General features: G+C 52.2%; 18 protein-coding genes and 1 CRISPR repeat array (1 of these 19 running past the window's edge). Of the genes, 5 read left to right on the forward strand and 13 right to left on the reverse strand.

Going from position 1 to position 21,368, the window contains the following annotated elements:
• Positions 1 to 4,382: a CRISPR direct-repeat array (repeat unit 28 nt; unit sequence TTTCTGAGCTGCCTGTACGGCAGTGAAC); it begins 453 nt to the left of the window's first position.
• A gap of 8 nt (positions 4,383 to 4,390) precedes the next feature.
• The 10 genes from cas6f to ABHF33_RS03540 all read right to left on the reverse strand — a co-directional run bounded on the left by cas6f (position 4,391) and on the right by ABHF33_RS03540 (position 15,511).
• Entirely contained in the window at positions 4,391 to 5,071 is a 681-nt protein-coding gene (gene cas6f / locus ABHF33_RS03495; protein WP_348945667.1) for a type I-F CRISPR-associated endoribonuclease Cas6/Csy4, read from the reverse strand.
• Between the two features lie 9 nt (positions 5,072 to 5,080).
• The gene (gene csy3, locus ABHF33_RS03500) at positions 5,081 to 6,094 is read right to left on the reverse strand and encodes a type I-F CRISPR-associated protein Csy3 (RefSeq protein ID WP_348945668.1); all 1,014 of its coding nucleotides are present in this window, start codon (positions 6,092 to 6,094) and stop codon (positions 5,081 to 5,083) included.
• Between the two features lie 103 nt (positions 6,095 to 6,197).
• Complete coding sequence (gene csy2, locus ABHF33_RS03505) at positions 6,198 to 7,136, reverse strand: type I-F CRISPR-associated protein Csy2 (RefSeq protein ID WP_348945669.1); 939 nt, start codon at positions 7,134 to 7,136, stop codon at positions 6,198 to 6,200.
• On the reverse strand, positions 7,133 to 8,458 hold the full coding sequence (gene csy1, locus ABHF33_RS03510) for a type I-F CRISPR-associated protein Csy1 (RefSeq protein WP_348945670.1): 1,326 nt from the start codon (positions 8,456 to 8,458) through the stop codon (positions 7,133 to 7,135). The genes csy2 and csy1 overlap by 4 nt, the downstream gene beginning before the upstream one ends.
• A gap of 269 nt (positions 8,459 to 8,727) precedes the next feature.
• The gene (locus ABHF33_RS03515; protein ID WP_348945671.1) at positions 8,728 to 8,937 is read right to left on the reverse strand and encodes a hypothetical protein; all 210 of its coding nucleotides are present in this window, start codon (positions 8,935 to 8,937) and stop codon (positions 8,728 to 8,730) included.
• Positions 8,938 to 8,966: 29 nt separating this feature from the next.
• Entirely contained in the window at positions 8,967 to 9,917 is a 951-nt protein-coding gene (locus tag ABHF33_RS03520) for a hypothetical protein (protein ID WP_348945672.1), read from the reverse strand.
• On the reverse strand, positions 9,880 to 12,039 hold the full coding sequence (gene cas3f / locus ABHF33_RS03525; protein WP_348945673.1) for a type I-F CRISPR-associated helicase Cas3f: 2,160 nt from the start codon (positions 12,037 to 12,039) through the stop codon (positions 9,880 to 9,882). Before cas3f ends, ABHF33_RS03520 begins: the two co-directional genes overlap by 38 nt.
• The gene (gene cas1f, locus ABHF33_RS03530; RefSeq protein ID WP_348945674.1) at positions 12,036 to 13,034 is read right to left on the reverse strand and encodes a type I-F CRISPR-associated endonuclease Cas1f; all 999 of its coding nucleotides are present in this window, start codon (positions 13,032 to 13,034) and stop codon (positions 12,036 to 12,038) included. Before cas1f ends, cas3f begins: the two co-directional genes overlap by 4 nt.
• A 254-nt stretch (positions 13,035 to 13,288) precedes the next feature.
• Positions 13,289 to 15,067, reverse strand: a complete 1,779-nt coding sequence (locus ABHF33_RS03535) for a glycoside hydrolase family 18 protein (RefSeq protein WP_348945675.1) — start codon at positions 15,065 to 15,067, stop codon at positions 13,289 to 13,291.
• A gap of 117 nt (positions 15,068 to 15,184) precedes the next feature.
• A complete protein-coding gene (locus ABHF33_RS03540; RefSeq protein ID WP_348945676.1) occupies positions 15,185 to 15,511 on the reverse strand; it encodes a DUF2325 domain-containing protein in 327 nt (108 codons plus the stop codon).
• A gap of 86 nt (positions 15,512 to 15,597) precedes the next feature.
• Between ABHF33_RS03540 and ABHF33_RS03545 the strand changes: the two genes are divergently transcribed.
• The 5 genes from ABHF33_RS03545 to ABHF33_RS03565 all read left to right on the forward strand — a co-directional run bounded on the left by ABHF33_RS03545 (position 15,598) and on the right by ABHF33_RS03565 (position 19,073).
• Positions 15,598 to 15,771, forward strand: coding sequence for a hypothetical protein (locus ABHF33_RS03545; protein ID WP_348945677.1), 174 nt, complete (start codon positions 15,598 to 15,600; stop codon positions 15,769 to 15,771).
• Positions 15,772 to 15,778: 7 nt separating this feature from the next.
• Positions 15,779 to 16,996 (forward strand): Re/Si-specific NAD(P)(+) transhydrogenase subunit alpha, encoded by a 1,218-nt coding sequence (locus tag ABHF33_RS03550; RefSeq protein ID WP_348945678.1) that lies wholly within the window; start codon positions 15,779 to 15,781, stop codon positions 16,994 to 16,996.
• Positions 16,984 to 17,349: a proton-translocating transhydrogenase family protein gene (locus tag ABHF33_RS03555; protein WP_432803955.1), complete on the forward strand. Its 366-nt coding sequence runs from the start codon at positions 16,984 to 16,986 to the stop codon at positions 17,347 to 17,349. The genes ABHF33_RS03550 and ABHF33_RS03555 overlap by 13 nt, the downstream gene beginning before the upstream one ends.
• A 2-nt stretch (positions 17,350 to 17,351) precedes the next feature.
• Entirely contained in the window at positions 17,352 to 18,719 is a 1,368-nt protein-coding gene (locus tag ABHF33_RS03560) for an NAD(P)(+) transhydrogenase (Re/Si-specific) subunit beta (RefSeq protein ID WP_348945679.1), read from the forward strand.
• A 159-nt stretch (positions 18,720 to 18,878) separates the two neighbouring features.
• Positions 18,879 to 19,073: a Lar family restriction alleviation protein gene (locus ABHF33_RS03565; protein ID WP_348945680.1), complete on the forward strand. Its 195-nt coding sequence runs from the start codon at positions 18,879 to 18,881 to the stop codon at positions 19,071 to 19,073.
• 41 nt (positions 19,074 to 19,114) lie between these two features.
• Here ABHF33_RS03565 and ABHF33_RS03570 read toward each other — a convergent pair whose 3' ends face one another.
• The 3 genes from ABHF33_RS03570 to panC all read right to left on the reverse strand — a co-directional run bounded on the left by ABHF33_RS03570 (position 19,115) and on the right by panC (position 21,363).
• On the reverse strand, positions 19,115 to 19,615 hold the full coding sequence (locus ABHF33_RS03570; protein WP_348945681.1) for a DUF3592 domain-containing protein: 501 nt from the start codon (positions 19,613 to 19,615) through the stop codon (positions 19,115 to 19,117).
• 42 nt (positions 19,616 to 19,657) lie between these two features.
• Positions 19,658 to 20,164 (reverse strand): DinB family protein, encoded by a 507-nt coding sequence (locus ABHF33_RS03575; RefSeq protein ID WP_348945682.1) that lies wholly within the window; start codon positions 20,162 to 20,164, stop codon positions 19,658 to 19,660.
• Between the two features lie 359 nt (positions 20,165 to 20,523).
• Positions 20,524 to 21,363 carry a pantoate--beta-alanine ligase gene (gene panC / locus ABHF33_RS03580; protein ID WP_348946594.1) on the reverse strand — a complete coding sequence of 280 codons (840 nt, stop codon included), beginning with the start codon at positions 21,361 to 21,363 and terminating at the stop codon, positions 20,524 to 20,526.
• Positions 21,364 to 21,368 lie beyond the last annotated feature (5 nt).

Consider the following 21,368-nt stretch of genomic DNA (forward strand, 5'->3'; position numbering starts at 1 on the left):
GAAAAAAGCAGTTGCTGCATTCTTGTTTTTCTGAGCAGCCTGTACGGCAGTGAACCGCCGTGTTCCTCTGAAACTGGGGCCGGAGCTTTTCTGAGCTGCCTGTACGGCAGTGAACGATCACTATGCCAGAAAATCTCTCGATCTATTTTTTCTGAGCTGCCTGTACGGCAGTGAACATTTTCGGCTGGCTTTGGTTCCCTATGGGGCGTTTCTGAGCTGCCTGTACGGCAGTGAACTTGCAAGGCGGTTCGATGTGGTCGAATTATGATTTCTGAGCTGCCTGTACGGCAGTGAACCTGCAGTGCGCGAATGCAGCTCAAGGCCGAATCTTTCTGAGCTGCCTGTACGGCAGTGAACCAGTGTAGAAGCTATACTCCCCGCCCGTGTCTTTTCTGAGCTGCCTGTACGGCAGTGAACGATTTTGACGGAGTAAACGACTCAATTTCCACTTTCTGAGCTGCCTGTACGGCAGTGAACATCGCAAAGCTTGATGCGGCCATGAATGGCGATTTCTGAGCTGCCTGTACGGCAGTGAACTAAATGCGGCTCTCGCTTCTTGTCGATTTTGTTTTCTGAGCTGCCTGTACGGCAGTGAACCGGATACGGTGTCCGGCTTCGGGATCACTGACTTTCTGAGCTGCCTGTACGGCAGTGAACTCAAGCGGATTCAAGCCGCGCATAATTTTGGATTTCTGAGCTGCCTGTACGGCAGTGAACGCTTTGCAGGACGTTTAGCGCGATGTCGCGTATTTCTGAGCTGCCTGTACGGCAGTGAACTAATGGTTCTTGGTTATTGGTTATTGGTTTATTTTCTGAGCTGCCTGTACGGCAGTGAACTTGCGAGCTATTGTTTTTACTTCATGGTTCTTTTTCTGAGCTGCCTGTACGGCAGTGAACCTGGTTGGCCTTGCTATTTTGCCATGCTTGATTTTCTGAGCTGCCTGTACGGCAGTGAACAAACACGCTCTGTTGGTTTCCACTTCCTTGCTTTTCTGAGCTGCCTGTACGGCAGTGAACCAATACGACGCATTTCATCAATCGACACCAGTTTTCTGAGCTGCCTGTACGGCAGTGAACGTCGCAGAGCTGCGTCGTGAAGTCCGTGCGATTTTCTGAGCTGCCTGTACGGCAGTGAACAACATGGAAAAGCAGCAAGCAATTGAAATCTTTTTCTGAGCTGCCTGTACGGCAGTGAACATGGCATTGCTTACTCATCATCATTGCGTGACTTTCTGAGCTGCCTGTACGGCAGTGAACGATAAGGTCGATAACCCCATAATATTGCTTGTTTTCTGAGCTGCCTGTACGGCAGTGAACAACAGGGGCAGTCCTGAATACTTTGCATAGTTTTTCTGAGCTGCCTGTACGGCAGTGAACTACCCAGATCCAGTGCCGATCTCGCTGCAAGCTTTCTGAGCTGCCTGTACGGCAGTGAACAGGACTATTCGCGCAAAGAGCGCACCGAGTTTTTTCTGAGCTGCCTGTACGGCAGTGAACGACTGATCTTTACGTTGCACTACCAAACTACGGTTTCTGAGCTGCCTGTACGGCAGTGAACTAGCTCCAGATCCTCTGTTTTGTGATCGGACATTTCTGAGCTGCCTGTACGGCAGTGAACTATCGGGAAAGCTTTTGACCCCGACACGGGTGTTTCTGAGCTGCCTGTACGGCAGTGAACGCTTAAAGCACTAAATTGTTTGCAGGGCGAGATTTCTGAGCTGCCTGTACGGCAGTGAACTATGAAATCACCCGTCTGGTGTTTCGCGCAGCTTTCTGAGCTGCCTGTACGGCAGTGAACAATTTCAGCCGCGCACTAAACAAATTGCCCATTTTCTGAGCTGCCTGTACGGCAGTGAACGACGTTGCCACACGCTCAGCATCAATCGCAGATTTCTGAGCTGCCTGTACGGCAGTGAACATGCCTCAGTCGGCTTGGGGGCTACTTTTCATCTTTCTGAGCTGCCTGTACGGCAGTGAACCTGGTAGCGGAACTACATTCACCGTTCCAGCATTTCTGAGCTGCCTGTACGGCAGTGAACAGAGCCGATTACTCCGTCTACTTTTAGATCTGTTTCTGAGCTGCCTGTACGGCAGTGAACTTTTCAACAGACCAGCGCCGTTTGATGTAAGCTTTCTGAGCTGCCTGTACGGCAGTGAACTACTGGTTACATTGGCAATCGCCGAACTACTTTTTCTGAGCTGCCTGTACGGCAGTGAACATACGTTACGCCGTCGGCATGGCGGGCATTGTTTTCTGAGCTGCCTGTACGGCAGTGAACAGCCGCCAGCCGTACAAAACCAACGCGATTACTTTCTGAGCTGCCTGTACGGCAGTGAACTATTCGGCTGATCATGCAATCGACGCAGCAATTTTCTGAGCTGCCTGTACGGCAGTGAACGGTGACCTCTACGCTCAAATTGTGCAGCTTATTTTCTGAGCTGCCTGTACGGCAGTGAACGCGCATACTGTTTGCCCTTCTCGGTCGGAGCATTTCTGAGCTGCCTGTACGGCAGTGAACGCAACCATGGCAGGCAATACTGGCGTCAGGCAGTTTCTGAGCTGCCTGTACGGCAGTGAACAAGCGCAAAGCATTGTTTCTGCATCTGTTGAGTTTCTGAGCTGCCTGTACGGCAGTGAACACCAGCACGCGCGGCAAAGGTGGCGTTTTCGCTTTCTGAGCTGCCTGTACGGCAGTGAACCAGGGTTTGCACTTTACGCCGATGCGACATCTTTTCTGAGCTGCCTGTACGGCAGTGAACGCCTACGCGCTCAATAAATTTCGGCATATCAATTTCTGAGCTGCCTGTACGGCAGTGAACACGCTGCCTTCATCGCCGACCATCAGTTGCTTTTTCTGAGCTGCCTGTACGGCAGTGAACTACTGGATGGGGTTTCAACTACCTACGCATCATTTCTGAGCTGCCTGTACGGCAGTGAACTGAGCCTGATTTGTCAGGTCTGCGCCATCGTTTTTCTGAGCTGCCTGTACGGCAGTGAACTTCAAGCCGCCATTGACGCCCACATCAAGCTATTTCTGAGCTGCCTGTACGGCAGTGAACGTGCAACGTATCGCCAGACGTACACGCGAAATTTTCTGAGCTGCCTGTACGGCAGTGAACCTAGAAAACCTGATCTATCAACAAATCGAGAATTTCTGAGCTGCCTGTACGGCAGTGAACTCAAATGGCATTCCCTCAACCACCGCCCGATATTTCTGAGCTGCCTGTACGGCAGTGAACCTTTTCTTGGTCGTGTGGTGGGTTCATGGCTTTTTCTGAGCTGCCTGTACGGCAGTGAACCGATGCGCCACATATGCGGATTAAATTCCCAGTTTCTGAGCTGCCTGTACGGCAGTGAACCAATGAGCAGGCGCAGGACTTAGCTGCCTAATTTTCTGAGCTGCCTGTACGGCAGTGAACATTGCTCCGTTGTTGATGCAGGCGACCATGATTTTCTGAGCTGCCTGTACGGCAGTGAACGTTGCAAGTCGCTGATTTTAGGGTTCGACAGTTTTCTGAGCTGCCTGTACGGCAGTGAACACTTGATGCCGCTGGCGCGCACTTTGCCTATCTTTCTGAGCTGCCTGTACGGCAGTGAACATCACGCTGCGATTTGATGAGTCATTCACGACTTTCTGAGCTGCCTGTACGGCAGTGAACGTCGAGTATGAGGAAGTCAAAACTAACCGTGATTTCTGAGCTGCCTGTACGGCAGTGAACCTTCGAAACCGCTAGTTGCATTGCGTCAGAGATTTCTGAGCTGCCTGTACGGCAGTGAACTTTGACATGCAAAACAACTCGCTTGCAACACTTTTTCTGAGCTGCCTGTACGGCAGTGAACGATGCTCAAATCCTCGCGGCTTATAACTCGGTTTTCTGAGCTGCCTGTACGGCAGTGAACCGTTCGTCACCAGCTCTGGGCCTAAGCGCAAATTTCTGAGCTGCCTGTACGGCAGTGAACCAGACCAAGTGACAAAGTTGTAGTCAGCCCACTTTCTGAGCTGCCTGTACGGCAGTGAACACGGCGCTGGCTTGCTGAAAATCGGTACGCTTTTTCTGAGCTGCCTGTACGGCAGTGAACGTCAGCGCGGCAATGATGGCCTTTTCAGCGTCTTTCTGAGCTGCCTGTACGGCAGTGAACCATTTTCAGCGGGTGTGTGCCCAGCGCCTTGATTTCTGAGCTGCCTGTACGGCAGTGAACAAGAGCAAATTTTGGCCGCGCTCAATGCGGCATTTCTGAGCTGCCTGTACGGCAGTGAACTTCGGTATCGAATTGCACCGACTGTTGCTCAATTTCTGAGCTGCCTGTACGGCAGTGAACTTCAGGGCCGAAGCGACCGACCAGGCCGCCCGTTTTCTGAGCTGCCTGTACGGCAGTGAACTGTGCGTATTAAATCACAACTTCTTCATTGTTAAAGAGCTTTTCCATTTTTTTCGACCAAAACCCTTTTTCTAACCAGCCGTTGCATCCCTTTAAAATCAAGGCTTGGCGGCTGGGTAGAAAAATAGGGTTAAAAAAGGGAATGGTGGCTGTCGAACTCAGACCGTAATGATTAAATGTTCCGGGCACTGGGCTATCTTGCAAATCCGATTGCCGGATAAAGAGGCAGAATGGGTTGCCGTTTGAATTGCTGCGCAAGTAAACATAAGGCAAATCAGATCGCGCCGACTTAGCGACCGTAACTTTCTGCTCTGCCTCTTCAGCGCTTAATTTGCCATTGCGCACCGAGCGGCGATACAAGCGCTCCGGATTGCTGTGCACCTGTACACGCCGCACTACGCGATGCTGGGTGTGGACTGGCACGGGCAAAATGCCACTGACATCGGTGTAATCGCGCAAGCCTTTGAGCCATGGCTCATTCATCAAGGAGCCAAGTGCGTCCACACTGCCGTGTAGGCGCAGCACAGAGCCCAAAGTTTTACCCGCTCGCGGAAAGCTCACGCCGATGCGCCCGCCCCCCACGTCCACCAGCGCACGATGCAATTTGGCGTACAGGGCGCTGAGTAATTGAGCTTCCGATAGCGCCACATCCGCGTCGGGGATGATTTTGATCTCTAGGTAATGATCCATACCTCCCCCTTAGGCAGCCTCACCAAACACGCCGCCGCGTATCAAGGTAGCGATAACGTAATGCTGCTGCTCGGTACTTGGCACTTTATCTTTGATAATCCAGCCATCGAGCAGATTATAAAAATCCATTTTCTCTTTCGGCTGACGATAGGCCTTACCACGATTAGTCACCGAACCATAGGGTTCAACGGCAATCGGTCCCAATTCGGCTGCTTCGGGGTACCAAGTATCAATCGTGCGCAGTGCGTTACCGATTTTTTGCGAGTGCATCGCGGCAACGCCATTCACCTGATACAGATATTTGCTTTTTGCGCTATCGCGCCCCCCGTCGAGCACCAGTTCTTGTGACGGGAAAATTTCCTGTCCGGCACCAAGACGCACATAGCCATCGACTTGCAAGAAGGCGAATGACTCCCCTAGTAAACCTTGGCGAATCACCTCGGTCAGTGCGGCTAAATCACCTGTTGGTGTGGAAAATTGGCGCAGACTGAAATCAAGACTATTGAAAATCCACGTAGTTTTTTGTCCGTCCACAATGTGGCTAACGTGGACCTCCACAGCCTCAGCCCCTACCCGGTTTCGCCATAGAAAACGCCCATTGGCAAGATTTTCGGCGTAGCGGGCTGCCAGCTCGGTAAATTGCTGCTCGGCAATATATCCATTAATTTTTTTGGCTAGCTCGGCTTGATATTCCTGATCATTACACGCCGATGGCAGCGGCAGGTTACCCAAGACACGTAGCGTAAAGCTCACTTTCAGCGTATCAGCTTCAAAAGGCAGAGCAGCAAAATCAACGCGCTGTAAATTAGCCTTCTGAATTTCGGCATCCAGCTTGGCTGGATCGCTCGCCACTGCGTTCTTAAGCCGGTTTGAAATTGTGCCGCGCACGTCTTTGCTGGAAATCGCCAGCGTTTGCCATGCTTGGCTGGCAGCACGATCGGCCCAAAGCCCTGCAAACATCAGTGCATCGGAGTTAGAGAGCTTGCGCTCGAAAGCCAGTACGGAAGCGGTTTTGATAGCCATATTGTGTCCCTTTAAATTAAATGAAATGACGCCAATTCAAATACTCATACCACGTATATATTTGCAAACCATACATTTATTAATATTCAGCAATATACCCATACTAAATCTGATTTTTGCATAGGTAAGCCTCATCGCGAAGCTGATAGCGCCAGAACAGCGCCTGGAGTGTTTTAGCGCGATGCGGGCTAATCCACTGGCCAACTGAATAGACCGACTCAACAAAACGGAACGGGGTTTCGCTATCGCGGGTGCTAGCCACTTCGGCGTTGGCATACAGCGGCGAAATCGCGTGATAGCCAGTGGTGATCGGCACTAGATAACCCGCTGCTGGTTTGGGCAGGTATTGCCATTGGACTTTGCCCTCCTCTCCCTCATCGGCAGTCGCCTGATATTTCAGCGCAGCAAAATCGAGCCAGGAATCAATTAACTCGGCAGCCGGGTTGTCCGCCACTCGCTTCTGATGATGCTGCTGCAAAGCATCGCTGCGTTCAATCAGCGCAAAACCGGGCAAGAGGCGCAGTAATTGCTTGCGTTCCCAGCGAGACAATTCGTCGTCGTTCTCTGGTACTTCAGCGAATGTCAGTGATTGGATTGCGGTGATATTCCCCCCCGCAATGCGCTGAGTCAGCACTTTGTCAGACAAGTATTGCTCAAGCCGTTTGATGTTCAGCTCACTCTGGCCTTCAGCAAAAAAGTCCAGCTCATCGGCAGTAAAGTGGCATTCGATCAGCAATGACACGTCCAGACTCATCCGCCCTTCTTCATTGAAGGCCGCTGTTTTGGCCTCTTTGGTTAGCGGGTTGCGAGTCAGTGAAAAAACATAGTCGCCCCAGCCAGCAGGTTGTACTGCATGCACTTGATGCTGATGGCAAACCACGGCGCAGCCACCCAGAGTCAAGCCGTGGTCACGTTGCAAGACGCGTGATAGCGCGTGGCTAAAGCCCAAAAAGCTGCTAATCGCGGGGAAGCCATAAGTTAAGCCAGCAATCGCATTGGCGTTTTCCACTTTGATATGGCGAATACACAGAATCGCTTTCATTGTTGATCCCCTTGTGATTGCGCCAAATCTGCAATGTCGTCGCTCAGACGAGCCAGCTTGCCCTCCAATTCACCTGCCCATTCCTTGGCTTCTACATCGCCGAAGAATAAATCCTGGTCAAAAAGTCGCTGGTTCAGCCACAGCCCGAAACGCTTGGCCACGCCCTGCTGCCAATCGTTGCGCTCGCGAGCCGCGCGAAAATCGGCATCGCTGACCGCACGCCACGGGTCTAGCCAAAGCTGCTCATCAAATGGCAGTTTGGATTGTGCGCTCCAGCCCGCATGCTCGCCCATAGCCTGAATCGATGCGGCGTATTGCAACAAAATATCAATAATGTCATCGATCCATTGCGCACGCAGGTCGCGGATAATGGCGGTACTATTGCGATCTTTGACGCGAATCAGGTAGTTTTTGAGATCACGGGTACGTCGCCAAGTGCGACGATTCAGCTCACGCCAGAAAGCATCTTTGGTCTCGCTAGGTGGTTTGGGCAGATCTTTCCACTCAGGAGGGCGGCAATTGAGCAAATACGCCTGACCGCGACGGCTACTGTTGAGCAGTGAAATATTCTGCGGCTTTGTGCCCCCGTACGTTTGTACGGCAACATCCGGGTAATCAACCGTGGGCTCTGCGCTAAATTTTTCTTCGCGTTTGAGCTGGCGGATCGCTTTGGCTGCTTCGGAAAAACGGCTCTCGCTGATGCGCTGATGCAGCGCCTGTGCCATCGACGATGAAAACAGCGGGCTAATCAAATGGTATTGCCCATCACCAACGGGGAAATAAAGCTGCTTGGCCAGCGCGTGCGAACGTAGTTCTTTATTCTGCAAGGCCTGCGCAAAACCTTGCTGCCATTCAAGCAATTGCGCCTCACTTGTCGCAAAAGGCTGCAAAGCCGAAAGGTCATTCGCAGCAATTTGCTGTGCCAAGCTGATGCCTTCATGCTCCAGTTGCAATAAACCCGCTACATCCAGCGCAGCGGCATTCCCGACGACATCACTTTGCATAGTGGCAAGTTGCACCGTACACAAGTATCCGAAAGATGCCGACGGATTACCTGACATAAACACGCTGCTGCTTTTGGAATCTGAATGCGTGTATTTCGGCGGATGCGTCGCAAAGCTGATTTGCTTGGCACGTTGCGCTGCATCACTTAACCAAGTATTAGCCTCAAATTTGGCCATTTCGGCTGCGCGTAAATTGAGCAACTCACTTTCCAATACGTCCGGGTGTAACTTTTCAGCCTCTTTATCCCATTTTTCTAGGCGGGCACTGGCTCGGCCTTGAATGTAGTCTTTAATGCGCTCTGACATCTGATTACTCACGCCAACTCCTAGCCAACAAAAAAAGTAAGGATAAATATATGCCAATACAAGTACTGCATCAATACCTGTATCTAACTCACTTTAATTTTTTAACTGCTAGAATTTAGCGCACTACCGCACAGGTAGCTCAGAAATGTATCTAACTTGCTTTCACTTCACTGCCGTACAGGCAGCCAGTCCAATCCCTGCACCAGCTGGGATTGGACATTTCCACAGGTATATGCCCACAAGCATTGATAATCATCGCCTACAGGCATATACCCAGAAAATCAATCCAACTCGCCATACCCCCCAAACCACGGGTGATAACACCATACCTCAGGTATCTGATCCTCTCGCGCGGCACGCAGACGGATTTCGGCAAACTTCAGGCTGGTGTCGCGAACAGTGAAATCGAGCCGTTCGGCCAGATCTTCAATCAGTTGTCCCGCATCATTGCTCAACCATGGCTGCACTCGCTCGCCCAACTGCACATCCATACGAGCAAAACGTGATTGATCGACTGGCTTTAGCTCCCCGTTTTTTCATGGCGCAGATTAAATTGCGGTGTTTCGCCCTCCTCGTCGAGCAGCAATACAAAGGCATCATCTTTTCCAGATTTCCGAAATGGCATCCGTCTTTGCAATTCGGCACACCAGCTGGGGTTACGAGCGCCATTCAAGCGCCAGCCCCACCACAATCTGGCATGTTCGGCAGTTTGATCGCGACCAAATAACCGTGCGGCGAGGTGTTTATGCTCCAGATCGACCAGATTATGAGCCGCGTCGAGTGAGCGACGCGGTGCAATGCGCGGGGTGGCGCTGATTTGCTGGTATTGCTCGGGCAAGAGAATTTCATTCAAATCCTTGCTGGCGAGCTTAAATTTTGTCGATTCAAAGCCCGGCATTGAATACGCCACTTCATCGCCTTTAAGTGCTTTGTAGTTTTGATTCAATATCAGTAAATTGGGGCTATTGGGCACGCGTTGGCGATGACGCTGAATACGGCCTGCCAGCTGAATGAGCGAACGCATCGAGCTGGGTTCGGCAATCGCCCAGTCATAGTCATGATCGCGCCCCACTTCCGCCACGGCGGTGGCAAACACAATAAATACCTGATTGGGCTCGGGGTATTGCAGCGCAGATTGAATTGTCGCTTGCTGCCAAAGCTGGTTCTCATCATTGCGATTTAAGGCTGCATCGAGTTGCTTTTCCATTTCCGAGCGCACCAGCAGCGGATGCTGGCTGTGATATACGCAAAAGTGCAGCCGATATTGCTCAGGCGCGGCTTGGCTCAGTAGGCGCTGCGCAACGGCAATCAAGGGCTTAATATTGGCCATCCGCACCAAACCAATAGAGACTTGTTTTCTCGTTGCTGAATGGGTCTGATGATGATCGTGGTGAAGCTGGACGATACCTTGGTTGAGCGTGGTTCTCATCGCATCAATCACATCGGCAGTGGATTGGGAATTGGCAGTCACTGGGCATAAAGCAGCTCGCCGCAACACTTTCATCCCAGCCAAGGCATCCATGCGCTGCAGCACAAAGGCTTGGTGGGCAGTAGAAAAAATCGGCTAAATCCGCGTGAATACTGTGGGCTGATTTATGCTCATCAAACCACGCGCAGCAAATACCTAGCGATGTATAGCCGCGTGAGGCATTAAATATCTGCCGCCCAGCCAGATACGCCTCAAACAATGCGCCGATCAAATCTGGCGGCAAAGTGGCTGACGATAGTAAGACGCGGGAACCGAGCATTCCCGCCCAATTGACCAGTCGACACAGTGCAGGCAGGTCAGCCAGATCAAAATCGTCGGGCTCGTCGAGCACCAGATCGGATGTCAGCAAACGCAACATTGGCGCAATCTGCTTGCCGCCGCGCTCGCCATCAGTGGCGGGCATTAAATGGTCAATCGTGCTGACCAGCACTGGCGCACTAAGCAATTGATGCAGGCTACGCGAAGGCTTTAACCATTGGCTTAGCCGCCCATCATCAAGGCTGCCGTCATAACGTACATACTGATGCTCGGCAAATAACGCTTCGGCTGACTCGCTACCTGATTGTTCGGCAGGTGAAGACTCGGCATCGTCACGGGCGGACTTATTTCTTAATTCATGCAATTGCCGCACCGTTTGTGAGCCAATCAGCACCGCCAGATCGTCACTTTCCAGATGCAAACGCTCGCGCAGCGCGTCACCCGTTTGCAAAGTCAGCGTGCGTAGCCCCAAGGCCACACTAAAACGGCAGCCGAGTTTTTCATCGGCCAAACCATACATGATCCGCGCGTTGGCAAAGGTTTTGCCGCAGCCGGTTGAGGCCATATTGACGCCAAAAAAACCTTGCTCAGTGCTGGCATCCGCCAGCCCTTTAGCCAGATCGTAGGCTTTATCCTGCCAGCGATATTTCTCGATGGTAGCGCGTTGCTTAAACCCTTTGTGGCGGGTAATAGCAGGCAAAGTTTGACGCAATTTGGGCAGACTTTTGGCTAGCAATACCGCGTTGTGACCCACGCCAATATTGTGCTCATCAAGTTTTTGTTTGCGCTGTTTGGTAGTCGGATCGGTATTGGCAAATGCCAAATACGAGTCATCTTGCCAGTATGTTTTTGCTTCACCAGCGGAATAGCAATGATCCGCCAGCATCAGCGTCATCCGCGCTAGATGGCTGGAAAACGAATCTTGCAGCCAGTCGTTTTCTTGCAATTGCCGGTGTTTGATGGCTCGCTTGGCTAGGCTCTTGGCTTTGTTGCACCACGTTTGGCTACGAATGGGGGTGTCCGCATCAAACCGCCACACGTTTTCCCAATCGCCAGTTTGCCAGTCATCGTTCTGGCATTGCGGTGAATTCCACGCAGGATTAAATCGTGTCCCACACATCCATTGATCCATTGCATCCAGACGCGGGGCATTATCTTGACTTGCTTTGGGTAAGCGGTGATGCGACACAATCAGCCAGCCTATGGTTTGTGCCAGCGATGTTTTCAGCCCTTTCTGCAAATCAAATGGATTGAAGGGCTTTGTATCAAGATGATCCCGAATCAGACGTTCCAAAATTGCCGCTTCATCGCCGGGTGTAATCACTGCAAGACGGTGAAGCCATTGCGCATCACTATCCTCACCCACAAAAGCCTGAAACAAACGCAACGAAACCCATTCATGCCGGTACGGCTCGGAAAGTTTGCTAGCTTTCCCATTTAGCTTGGCCTGAAAGAGGCGATTGGCTTTACCAAAATCGTGAAATAGTCCGGCAATCCCTGCCAGCAAGGCAATCGACTCGGCAGTTTGCCATTGATTTTCATCCTGGCTGCGCAAAATATCGCGCTGTGTAGTATGGGTGGGCACCGAGCCATCCGAATTGAATTTGCGCAAATTACCGACGATCCACAGCAATTCGGATTGGCCATCTTTTTTGATCCAATGGCAGGCCACCGCCGTATTACGCCGGGCGCTTTGCCGCAACAATTTACGCAGCATTGCCAGCCCATCTTGAGTAATGGCGGTTTGCCAGCTACGCTCCCCTTTGCGCTCGGCAAACTGATCAATAATACGGCGCGTATCGGTGAGCGCATTTTTACTGCATTCGGAAACCAGCAGGATATTCATGCTGCTGACTCCGAATTTGGGGCTGGAGTTTGCCGCAATGTTCTAGCGACCATCTGCAATGATTCAATCATCACATCCAAAGCATCGGCCTGGTGAAAGGCTTTCATGCAACGCTGGCGAAACTCCTGCTCTTCGTCCCCAGCCATCGCGGCAATAAAGGCTTGCGGTAGCACCAGCGCGTCTTTGACCAGATCCGCTACATCAAACACCAGACCACCCCGGCGCGTTTTGCCATGCAACACCGCTAGACCGTGCGGTAGACCAATCACCCAGGTCGCCGTCGCGGCCAGACCGTAAGCCAGATAATTACCATGATCGAGAAAGCGATTGGCCAGATCAACGCCGCTGCCGCGCTTGGCGCGGGTAAAGTCGCCATATTTCACCGCGTTGGCGGCCAATTTATACAAGGCCTTGCTCATTACAGCTTCTTGCAGGAGTACATCGTTACTGCTTTGACAACTACTCAGACGCGTTGAGAATTGATCCAGAATGCCATTGAGTTGCTCAGCTGCAATGGCAAAGCTCTCTTCGCGCTGCATGCTGCTACTCAGCCAATGGCGACGAATTTGCGCGATGCGCACCTGCTGAAATAAAACCGCCGCTTGCACGCGTTTGGCATCGTCAAACCAGAAGCTGACCCAATCTTGCAGGTATTCGGTTGGGCGGTATTCGCTCTGCGGCGTCAGCCAGGATACCCCCACCTCAAGCTCATTGGCCGCGAAGAGCGGCGAGCCGCCACCGCCACAAAAACCCACCAAAACACCTGCCTTGGCCAGCTCGCGCATCGCAGCCTGCGTAATCGATGTACCTGTACCGAGCAAAATTGATGTGGTGTTGGCAATGGGAATATTCCAATACAAGGACTGCTGGCCTTCATCAGTCACATATTCAACCCGTCCATCGTTCACCAGAACGCGACAATGCTGCAGGTAGTAAAGGTTGGCACGCTTGGAATGCAGAATGGTTTTAAGTTCGGAAGGGGAAAAATCGTGCAAGAGTGACCTCAAACTACTTTCATTTAAACAAAGATAACATACCAAATATTTACAAAAAACATAACATGATCGTTATTTAATTTGATTCTAAACAAATATGCCAATAATCAATCCAGCTCGACAGATAATCATTTATTCAATATTAAATCTTTATAAAAAAACTCGGACAGCGCGATGGCTGCCCGAGTTTTTATGGAAAGTGCCGATCAATGCACGTCACCCAAATAATTCCCGGGCAGCATGGCATGTGTCGCTTACTTTTTGATCATGCCTTTATAAATCGTATCGACCAATTCAGCATCAGGTGTGTCTTGCGATAACTCCCAAGCCATAATACCGCCCAGCTTTTTCTTTTTGGCAAATTCGATTTTTTCTTTCAGCAATTGCACGTCATCATAAACCCAGACGTCTTTGCCATTCACTTTCCAAACCGCACGGGTTTTTTCGTCGCGATGCACGGTGCCGGGCAAGGTTTTGAGGTATGAATAAGGTGCACTACCTTCCTCAATTGGGCCTTTGGCCTTGGCGATGACGGGTTGGTATAGTCCATTGTTTTCCATGCTGCTGACAGTCCAGCCATAACCATAGAATGGCACGCCCAACACGATTTTATTCGATGGCACGCCACGCCCCAGATAATCATCGACCGTGCTATCCACGGATACGCGATCTTTCGCGCCGCCAATCAAAGTGGCATGGTGACCTGTTGTCGCTGACCATGGGCCAGTGAAGTCATAAGTCATCAAGTTGATCCAGTTCAGCGATGGCGCAATTTTATCAAGTTCGATTTTTTCTGATTTACTCGCAGCTGCAGGCGCGGCGATGGTTAGCAATAGACCTGGTTTAACCGCGTCGATTTGTTTGCGGAATTCGGCCAATAGCGCGGTAAAATTCTGTGTATCTTCAGGACGAACAATATTACCGTCATTGCCTGCGGAGGCTGGATATTCCCAATCGATGTCAAAGCCGTCAAATACACCTGCGGCCAAGCCTGGTACGACTTTACCTTCCTGATTAGGTACATTGCCTTTGATGTAGGCATCCACACAGGATTTCACAAACGCTTCGCGATTTGCTGGTAGTGCTGCATCAGAGAAATATTTAGACCAAGTCCAGCCACCCAGACTGATCACAACTTTCAGATTGGGGTACTTTTTCTTGAGCTGTTTGAGCTGATTCCAATGGCCATAAAGACCATTGTCGCCTTGATCTTCTTTGCCATCGAGGGTGAAAGCGGCATCCACTGGATTCCAGTAATCATCACCCGCAGCACCGACACCCGCTTTATCTACGCCCACAACACAACGGTTGTCTTTCACATTCCCAAAGGCGTATTCAAGTACCGTGATCTTGCCGGCTGCGCCACTGACATCGAGATTTTTCACGTAAAACTGGCTGTTGTGTTTACCCCAAGCGGTAAAGTACATCACTGATTGCGGTGTTGCAGGCCCTGGCGCACCACCCAATACCGGAGCAACAACAGCGGCTTTGGCTTCTTCTGGCTTGGCGGCTTCCAGACTGATCAGTTTCAGATTATCAATGTAGGCGTCTTTGCCTGAGCCATTGGCTGAATCCCATTGTTCCCATTTAATATGGAAATCAAAGCGGCCTTTGAATTCGATCTCGTAATGTTCCCATTTTTTACTGTCTTTAAGCGTATTGGGAAAGCCGCGTGCAGTACTGGCGATCCAGTATTCTTTACGACCCGGAGTGCCTTCATCAATACCCAGTGTACCGCCACAGTTATTGCCGCAGGTCCCGAGATAATCAAAAACAATTTTGTACTTGCCAGCCGGGAATTTCTGCTTGGTAAAAATATCACCAATATTCACCGGCTTATTAAACCGCGCGACTTTGTTTTCAGGATTGAGTGGATCTTGTTCAATCGACGTGAACATCGGGGAATTAGCTTCCCCGCCTTGCCCGACCCATTGGCTCAAATCTTTATCAAAGTTGTCTTCAAAGACCACGGTTTGCGCTTGTACAAACGCAGAAGCCAGCAGCATGGGCAGTAGTAGTTTTTTCATCATCATTTCCCCTCCAAGGTAACTTTTTCGCTGCTCAAAGGTTAATGGATGACCAAAAATTAGACGAGTTTTAATCTCGAAGTGTCAGATTTGTAGCACCCTTTTTTCTGACTACACAGCGGCTTATTTGCACTTCTTGCGCTTCGGGCATTCGGTGCAGTCGCGCACTTCGTTGAGCTTTTCCAGGCTTTGGCTCAAGGCACAGACCGAGCGGCGGCAGGCGACGAAGCGTACGTTCTCTTCATTGGCCAGCTCGCGGTAGGCCTTCATCACGTTGTGGCTCAGAAAATCGGTAAACAGAATCAGCAAGTCCGCGCCATTCAGGCTGGGCGGTTTGCGCTGGTGCGCCACATTGCGCCCGCTCACGTGTTTTTGCACTGCAATGCCGTGCTGCGCCAGCACTTGCGGAATATTGCCCAGCACATCGGCACCGACTAGGTATGCGTTCATTCTGATCACCCTGTAAGGTTTAAATAAGATGAGAATGATTATCGTGCAAATGCGAATTATTATCAATAGCATTGTATGAAGATTTGATGTCGAACAAGTTTTTGCGCCAAAAGCAGCACCATCTGCTCAGGTTTTTCCCTGATTTGTTTTGCATCAAACAGCGCCACGCCCGTTTGGGGCTAAATAAAGCCGCTGTGCAGGGCATTTGTCCACTTGCCTACCTGCTCCTTCCCGCTTATTTCGCCTGCTTAAAAGGATAAGAAAACGATGCAGATCGTGGTGCCAAAAGAAACGCAGCCAGGGGAAACCCGCGTGGCCGCTTCGCCCGATACAGTAAAAAAACTGGTGCAACAAGGCCATCGGGTGCTGGTTGAACACCATGCGGGCCTTGCCGCAACATGGTCTGACGAGCATTACCTGGCGGCAGGCGCCGAGATTGCGGCAGATACTACCCAGCTGTATCGCCATGCAGCGCTTATTCTGAAAGTCAACCAGCCCAATACCCATGAAATCGCGCTTTATGCAGCTCGCTCGGTGCTGGTGGCGCAAATGAATATTCATCGCTTTGAGTCTTTGCCGGCTTTGGCGGCAAAAGAAATTGACACCTATGCGCTCGAACTCATCCCGCGCATTACCCGTGGCCAGAGCATGGATGTGTTATCCAGCCAGGCCAATATCGCCGGCTACCGCGCGGTGCTGCTCGCCACGCATTATTTCCCGCGCTTTATGCCGATGTTTATGACGGCAGCTGGCTCGGTGAAACCAGCGCGAGTCTTGATTCTAGGTGCAGGCGTCGCCGGTTTGCAGGCGATTGCTACCGCGAAACGCCTCGGGGCGATTGTAGAAGTGTTCGACGTTCGCCCTGCGACGCGTGAGCAGGTTGAATCCCTCGGTGCGAAATTTATCGAGGTCGAGCTTAATGCAGAAGAACGCGCGGCGTTCGAGCACACCGGTGGCTACGCCAAGGAAATGTCCGACGACTATAAAGCCCGCCAAAGTGCGCTGATTGCGCAACAAGCCACCAGCGCCGACATCATCATTACCACCGCGCTGATTCCGGGCAAACCCGCGCCGGTGTTGATCACACCTGAAACCGTCGCCGCGATGAAAGCGGGTTCGGTGATTATCGATCTGGCCATAGGACGTGGTTTGAATGAGGGCGGCCCCAGCGGCGGCAATTGCCCGCTGTCGCGTAACGATGAAGTGGTACAGAGCGACAACGGCGTCATTATCGTCGGCCACGCCAACTTGCCTGCGCTGGTCGCCACTGACGCCTCAGCCATGTTTGCGCGCAATGTGCTGACTTTCATTGGTTTATTACTGAATAAAGAAGGCCACTACGCGCCACAACTGGATGACGACATTATCAAAGCCACGCTCGTTACGCATGCCGGTAGCGTGTATTTCGCTGCAGATCAATCAACTAAAGCATCCACAGCACATACCCCCACTCAACACCTTGAGGAATCTCCATGTCAAGCCTAGCACTGGCAGCCTCTAGCGCAGCGCATCTTCCGCTCAGTGCGGTGCACGACGCTGCGGCCAGCGATCCCTTTATCGCCAGCCTGACGATTTTCGTGCTGGCCATTTTCGTCGGCTACCACGTCGTCTGGAATGTCACGCCCGCCCTGCACACACCGCTGATGGCGGTCACCAACGCTATCTCGGGGATTATCGTTGTCGGCGCGATGCTGCAAGTCGTCGACATCAATGCGCAGCAGATCACGCTCACCAGTGTGTTAGGCGCAATCGCGATTTTCCTCGCCAGTATCAATATCTTTGGTGGCTTTTTGGTCACGCAGCGCATGCTCGATATGTTTAAAGCTAAAGGTAAATAATCATGGCTAGCCTCACTGCCCTGCTCTACCTCCTTGCCGCCGTGCTGTTTATCCTGTCGCTACGCGGCCTCTCATCGCCAAAAACCGCTGTGCGCGGCAATCTGTACGGCATGATCGGGATGGCGATTGCCGTCGCGACGACTTTTTTTGTCGCCAATAAACCCGTCGTCTGGCTGATCGTCGGCGCGATGGTGGCTGGCGCAATCGTGGGTGCTTACAAGGCGCGCACGGTGGCGATGACAGCCATGCCGGAATTGGTCGCCGCGATGCACTCGCTGGTCGGTTTGTCGGCGGTGCTGATTGCCGTCGCCGCCGTTTTTCACACCGGAGTGTCACACACAGGCGCACAGCAAATCGAGCTATTTATCGGCGCGTTTATCGGCGCGATTACCTTTACCGCTTCGGTCGTCGCCTACGGCAAATTGTCGGGCAAATTTGGCGCGCGCGCGATCAATTTTGGCGGCCAGCATGCGCTCAATTTGATCTTGGCACTGGCGATGATTGGCCTTGGCTTTGCTTTTTACGCCACTGGCAGCCAAGCCGCGTTCCTGATGATGGTCGCGATTGCGCTGGCACTCGGTGTGCTGCTGATTATTCCAATCGGCGGCGCGGATATGCCGGTGGTGGTGTCGATGCTGAACTCATACTCGGGTTGGGCGGCGGCGGGCATTGGCTTTACGCTCAATAATCCGGTGCTGATTATCGCTGGCGCTTGCGTTGGCGCATCGGGGGCGATTCTGTCCTACATCATGTGCAAGGCGATGAATCGCTCGATTGTGTCGGTGTTGCTCGGCGGCTTTGGTGCTGAGGTGGCAGCCGGTGGCGCAGCGGGTAGTGGCCAGAAAAACTATCGCTCCGGCTCGGCCGACGACGCGGCTTTCCTGATGGAAAACGCCGAAAAAGTCATCATCATTCCGGGCTACGGCTTGGCGGTATCACGCGCTCAGCATGCCTTGCAGGAGTTGACTGATCTGCTGACCGAGCGCGGTGTCGATGTGCGCTACGCGATTCACCCGGTCGCAGGTCGCATGCCGGGGCATATGAATGTGCTGTTGGCGGAGGCCGAAGTGCCGTACGAACGCGTCGTTGAGATGGAAGAAATCAATAGCGAATTTTCCAGTGCCGACGTGGTGCTGGTCATTGGTGCAAACGACGTCGTTAATCCGGCAGCAAAAAATGACCCGAATAGCTCGATCTACGGCATGCCGATTCTGGACGTGTACAAAGCGCGCACCGTGATGGTGGTGAAACGCTCGATGAGCGCGGGCTACGCCGGTTTAGATAATGATTTGTTCTATATGGACAAAACGATGATGGTATTTGGCGACGCGAAAAAAGTCGTCGAGGAAATGCTGCAAGCTGTGCATTAAAAAGAAGAAGAGTCGCTCAGGGGACTTTCAGCCGCCGATTTGCTTGACTCAATCGGCGGTTTTTTATCATTCACGGGTAAATCGGGTGAATTAAGCGCTGAAATTTCAGCGCCAACGCGCTATCCTTAGCAGCCTGATTGTGTAGCGAAAGGCCAATAAATGAGCGACCAAGCCCCCGTAGTAAGCCCCCAACCCTGCCCCAAATGTGGTGCGCCAGCTGAACAACATAAAGCCGGTTCAAACCGTTTTTGGGTGCAATGCAGCAAACTAGGCAAAAATGGCAATTGCAGCGCCATCAGCCAGCAAGGCAGTAATAAAAAAGAAGCCATCGCCAATTGGAATAAACTCAAATAAGACCAAGCAGGTATTGCTCTGCAGACCAAATACAACAAGGCCTACACGGCAATACCCCTTAATTTAGTTGTTTGACACACCCGGTGCAAGCAGCCCCTCAAGCCCACCAGCAGCAGCAAAGCCCCCAGCAGGCCTGCGGGTGCCCAAGGCATCCAGTCCAGCAGATTGCCGCGCCGGATCATGGCTTGTTGCGGCTGATGTGGATCGTAGAGCACCGCCACATCACTGGGTACACCGCCGGCGTATTCGCGGCTATTCCAGTCGGCAAATTCAATCAGCTGCGTATCCAGCCGAAACTGCACAACCGCTTTAAACCAGGGCGCATTGCTGGAGCGAACGGGCGCCACAGGCTCATAACGCACAATCTGCCCGCTGCTCGATTGCCCACCCAGCAGCAAAGCAGCGCGCTCAAAGCCGGTGTGATACGCCACCAGCAGTAATAACACGCCCAGCCCCAGCTGCAGATAAACCACCGCACGGGTATATGCCCGGCCAAAACGCAGAATCTGATCGCTGCTGTTATCCCTGCTATGCTCTGCCATATTGCCTCCAGCGAGTATCCAGTGACCGGCGTCTTCAATCGCTCAAACGGCGTTGAGTATCGGCAACATCGGAATATCGGTTACCCCGACATCCAGCCCGAACTGCTTGAGCAAAGTACCCACCTGCCCACGGTGATGCGTCTGATGGTTAAACAGATGCTGCACCTGTACCCAGCGCGGGATGGTCTGCGTAAAGCCATACATTTTGCTGGTCCAAGTCACCGGCTCGTTAAGCCAATCTGCGCTTAAGCTCGCAGCCCAATCAATCAGTCGCGCATCCAGCGCGATGCGTGCCGCGTGCAGATCGGCAAAGTGCACATACAGCAGCTCGCCCGCCGGGCTAGCAGGCAAGGCTCCTCCCGTAAAGCGCGCCAGCCAGACCAGATCCCCCCACAGAATATGATCCAATGTCGCCTGTACCGAGCCAAAAAAAGCGCCACGATCAGCCATCAACTGCGCAGCGCTCAATTGTCCGGCGGCCGCATACACCTGCTGGTTTTGCCACTGGTTATACGCAGCCATCAGTTGCGGCATGGAGCCTTGAAACATCGCGTGTCCTTATGATTCAGGAACAGCTGGCCAGTTGAGCTAGCCAAGCAGTGCAGCCCATTTCACACGCCAGCAATTCAAAGGTCATGTTCAGATTACGTGTTGATGGCTTTTTGAGCCGTGGAATTGCTTTTGTTCCCTCTCCCTTGACGGGAGAGGGCTAGGGTGAGGGTGATATGTTGGATCTATCGCCAAATCAAACATTTCCACCCCCATCCCAACCTTCCCCCATCAAGGGGGAAGGGGCTTGTTCAGTTCATTTTCAACCATATCAACACCCATCTGAATATCGCCAATTCAAAGCAGGTATATGGATACAGAACAATCAAAAATTAGCCTGCAGCCACATACCCCACCAATCACAAATTCACTTCAATATTGTCAATTAGCCGTGTGGTGCCGATGCGGGCGGCGATTAGGATGACTAGGTGTTTATCGGTGCTGGCGGCGGGCTTGAGTGTGAGTGCGTTGCGGGTTTCGACGTAATCGACTTCCAGCCAGCCGCGCACGCGCAGATCGGTGACGGTTTCAATCGCCAGTCTGGAATAATCGCGCTCGCCGTTTTCGATGGCCGTTTTCATCCGGCTCAAATGATAAAACAGGCGCGGCGCTTCGGCACGCTGTGATTCATTCAAAAAGCCATTGCGCGATGACAGCGCCAGGCCATCGCTCGCACGGCCGGTGTCCACCGGCACAATGCGAATCGGGGTATTCAGATCGGCCACCATGCCTTGAATCACCGCCAGCTGCTGGTAGTCTTTTTTACCAAAACAGGCGACATCGGCTTCAACGATGTTGAATAATTTGGTCACCACCGTCGCAACGCCACGGAAATGCCCGGGGCGGAATGCGCCGCAGAGCTCTTCGGCAATCGCAGGCGGGTTGACCTGATATTGCTGGATCACATTCGGATACAGCTCTTTTTCATCGGGCGCAAAAATCACATCCACCCCACCGTGCGCGGCAATGATGTCGGCGTCGCTTTGCAAGGTGCGCGGGTAGCGGTCAAAGTCTTCGCCTTGGCCAAATTGCAGGCGATTCACAAAGATACTCACCACGGTATGTGCCGCTTGCTGCTTTGCCGCCTCAATCAGCGACATATGCCCCGCGTGCAGATTGCCCATGGTCGGCACAAACGCCACGGTGCCCACGGTTTTGCGCCATTCGCGCAATTCGGAGATGGTATGGATAATTTTCATCATCA

It is taken from the genome of Chitinibacter sp. FCG-7, from assembly GCF_040047665.1.
GTDB lineage: Bacteria > Pseudomonadota > Gammaproteobacteria > Burkholderiales > Chitinibacteraceae > Chitinibacter > Chitinibacter mangrovi.

Bases quoted from the DNA above. Each gene is read 5' to 3' on its own strand.
- cas6f (WP_348945667.1), bottom strand. From the start codon at position 5,071: ATGGATCATTACCTAGAGATCAAAATCATCCCCGACGCGGATGTGGCG.
- csy3 (WP_348945668.1), bottom strand. From the start codon at position 6,094: ATGGCTATCAAAACCGCTTCCGTACTGGCTTTCGAGCGCAAGCTCTCT.
- csy2 (WP_348945669.1), bottom strand. From the start codon at position 7,136: ATGAAAGCGATTCTGTGTATTCGCCATATCAAAGTGGAAAACGCCAAT.
- ABHF33_RS03515 (WP_348945671.1), bottom strand. From the start codon at position 8,937: ATGGATGTGCAGTTGGGCGAGCGAGTGCAGCCATGGTTGAGCAATGAT.
- cas3f (WP_348945673.1), bottom strand. From the start codon at position 12,039: ATGAATATCCTGCTGGTTTCCGAATGCAGTAAAAATGCGCTCACCGAT.
- ABHF33_RS03535 (WP_348945675.1), bottom strand. From the start codon at position 15,067: ATGATGATGAAAAAACTACTACTGCCCATGCTGCTGGCTTCTGCGTTT.
- ABHF33_RS03540 (WP_348945676.1), bottom strand. From the start codon at position 15,511: ATGAACGCATACCTAGTCGGTGCCGATGTGCTGGGCAATATTCCGCAA.
- ABHF33_RS03545 (WP_348945677.1), top strand. From the start codon at position 15,598: ATGTCGAACAAGTTTTTGCGCCAAAAGCAGCACCATCTGCTCAGGTTT.
- ABHF33_RS03550 (WP_348945678.1), top strand. From the start codon at position 15,779: ATGCAGATCGTGGTGCCAAAAGAAACGCAGCCAGGGGAAACCCGCGTG.
- ABHF33_RS03555 (WP_432803955.1), top strand. From the start codon at position 16,984: ATGTCAAGCCTAGCACTGGCAGCCTCTAGCGCAGCGCATCTTCCGCTC.
- ABHF33_RS03560 (WP_348945679.1), top strand. From the start codon at position 17,352: ATGGCTAGCCTCACTGCCCTGCTCTACCTCCTTGCCGCCGTGCTGTTT.
- ABHF33_RS03565 (WP_348945680.1), top strand. From the start codon at position 18,879: ATGAGCGACCAAGCCCCCGTAGTAAGCCCCCAACCCTGCCCCAAATGT.
- ABHF33_RS03570 (WP_348945681.1), bottom strand. From the start codon at position 19,615: ATGGCAGAGCATAGCAGGGATAACAGCAGCGATCAGATTCTGCGTTTT.
- ABHF33_RS03575 (WP_348945682.1), bottom strand. From the start codon at position 20,164: ATGTTTCAAGGCTCCATGCCGCAACTGATGGCTGCGTATAACCAGTGG.
- panC (WP_348946594.1), bottom strand. From the start codon at position 21,363: ATGAAAATTATCCATACCATCTCCGAATTGCGCGAATGGCGCAAAACC.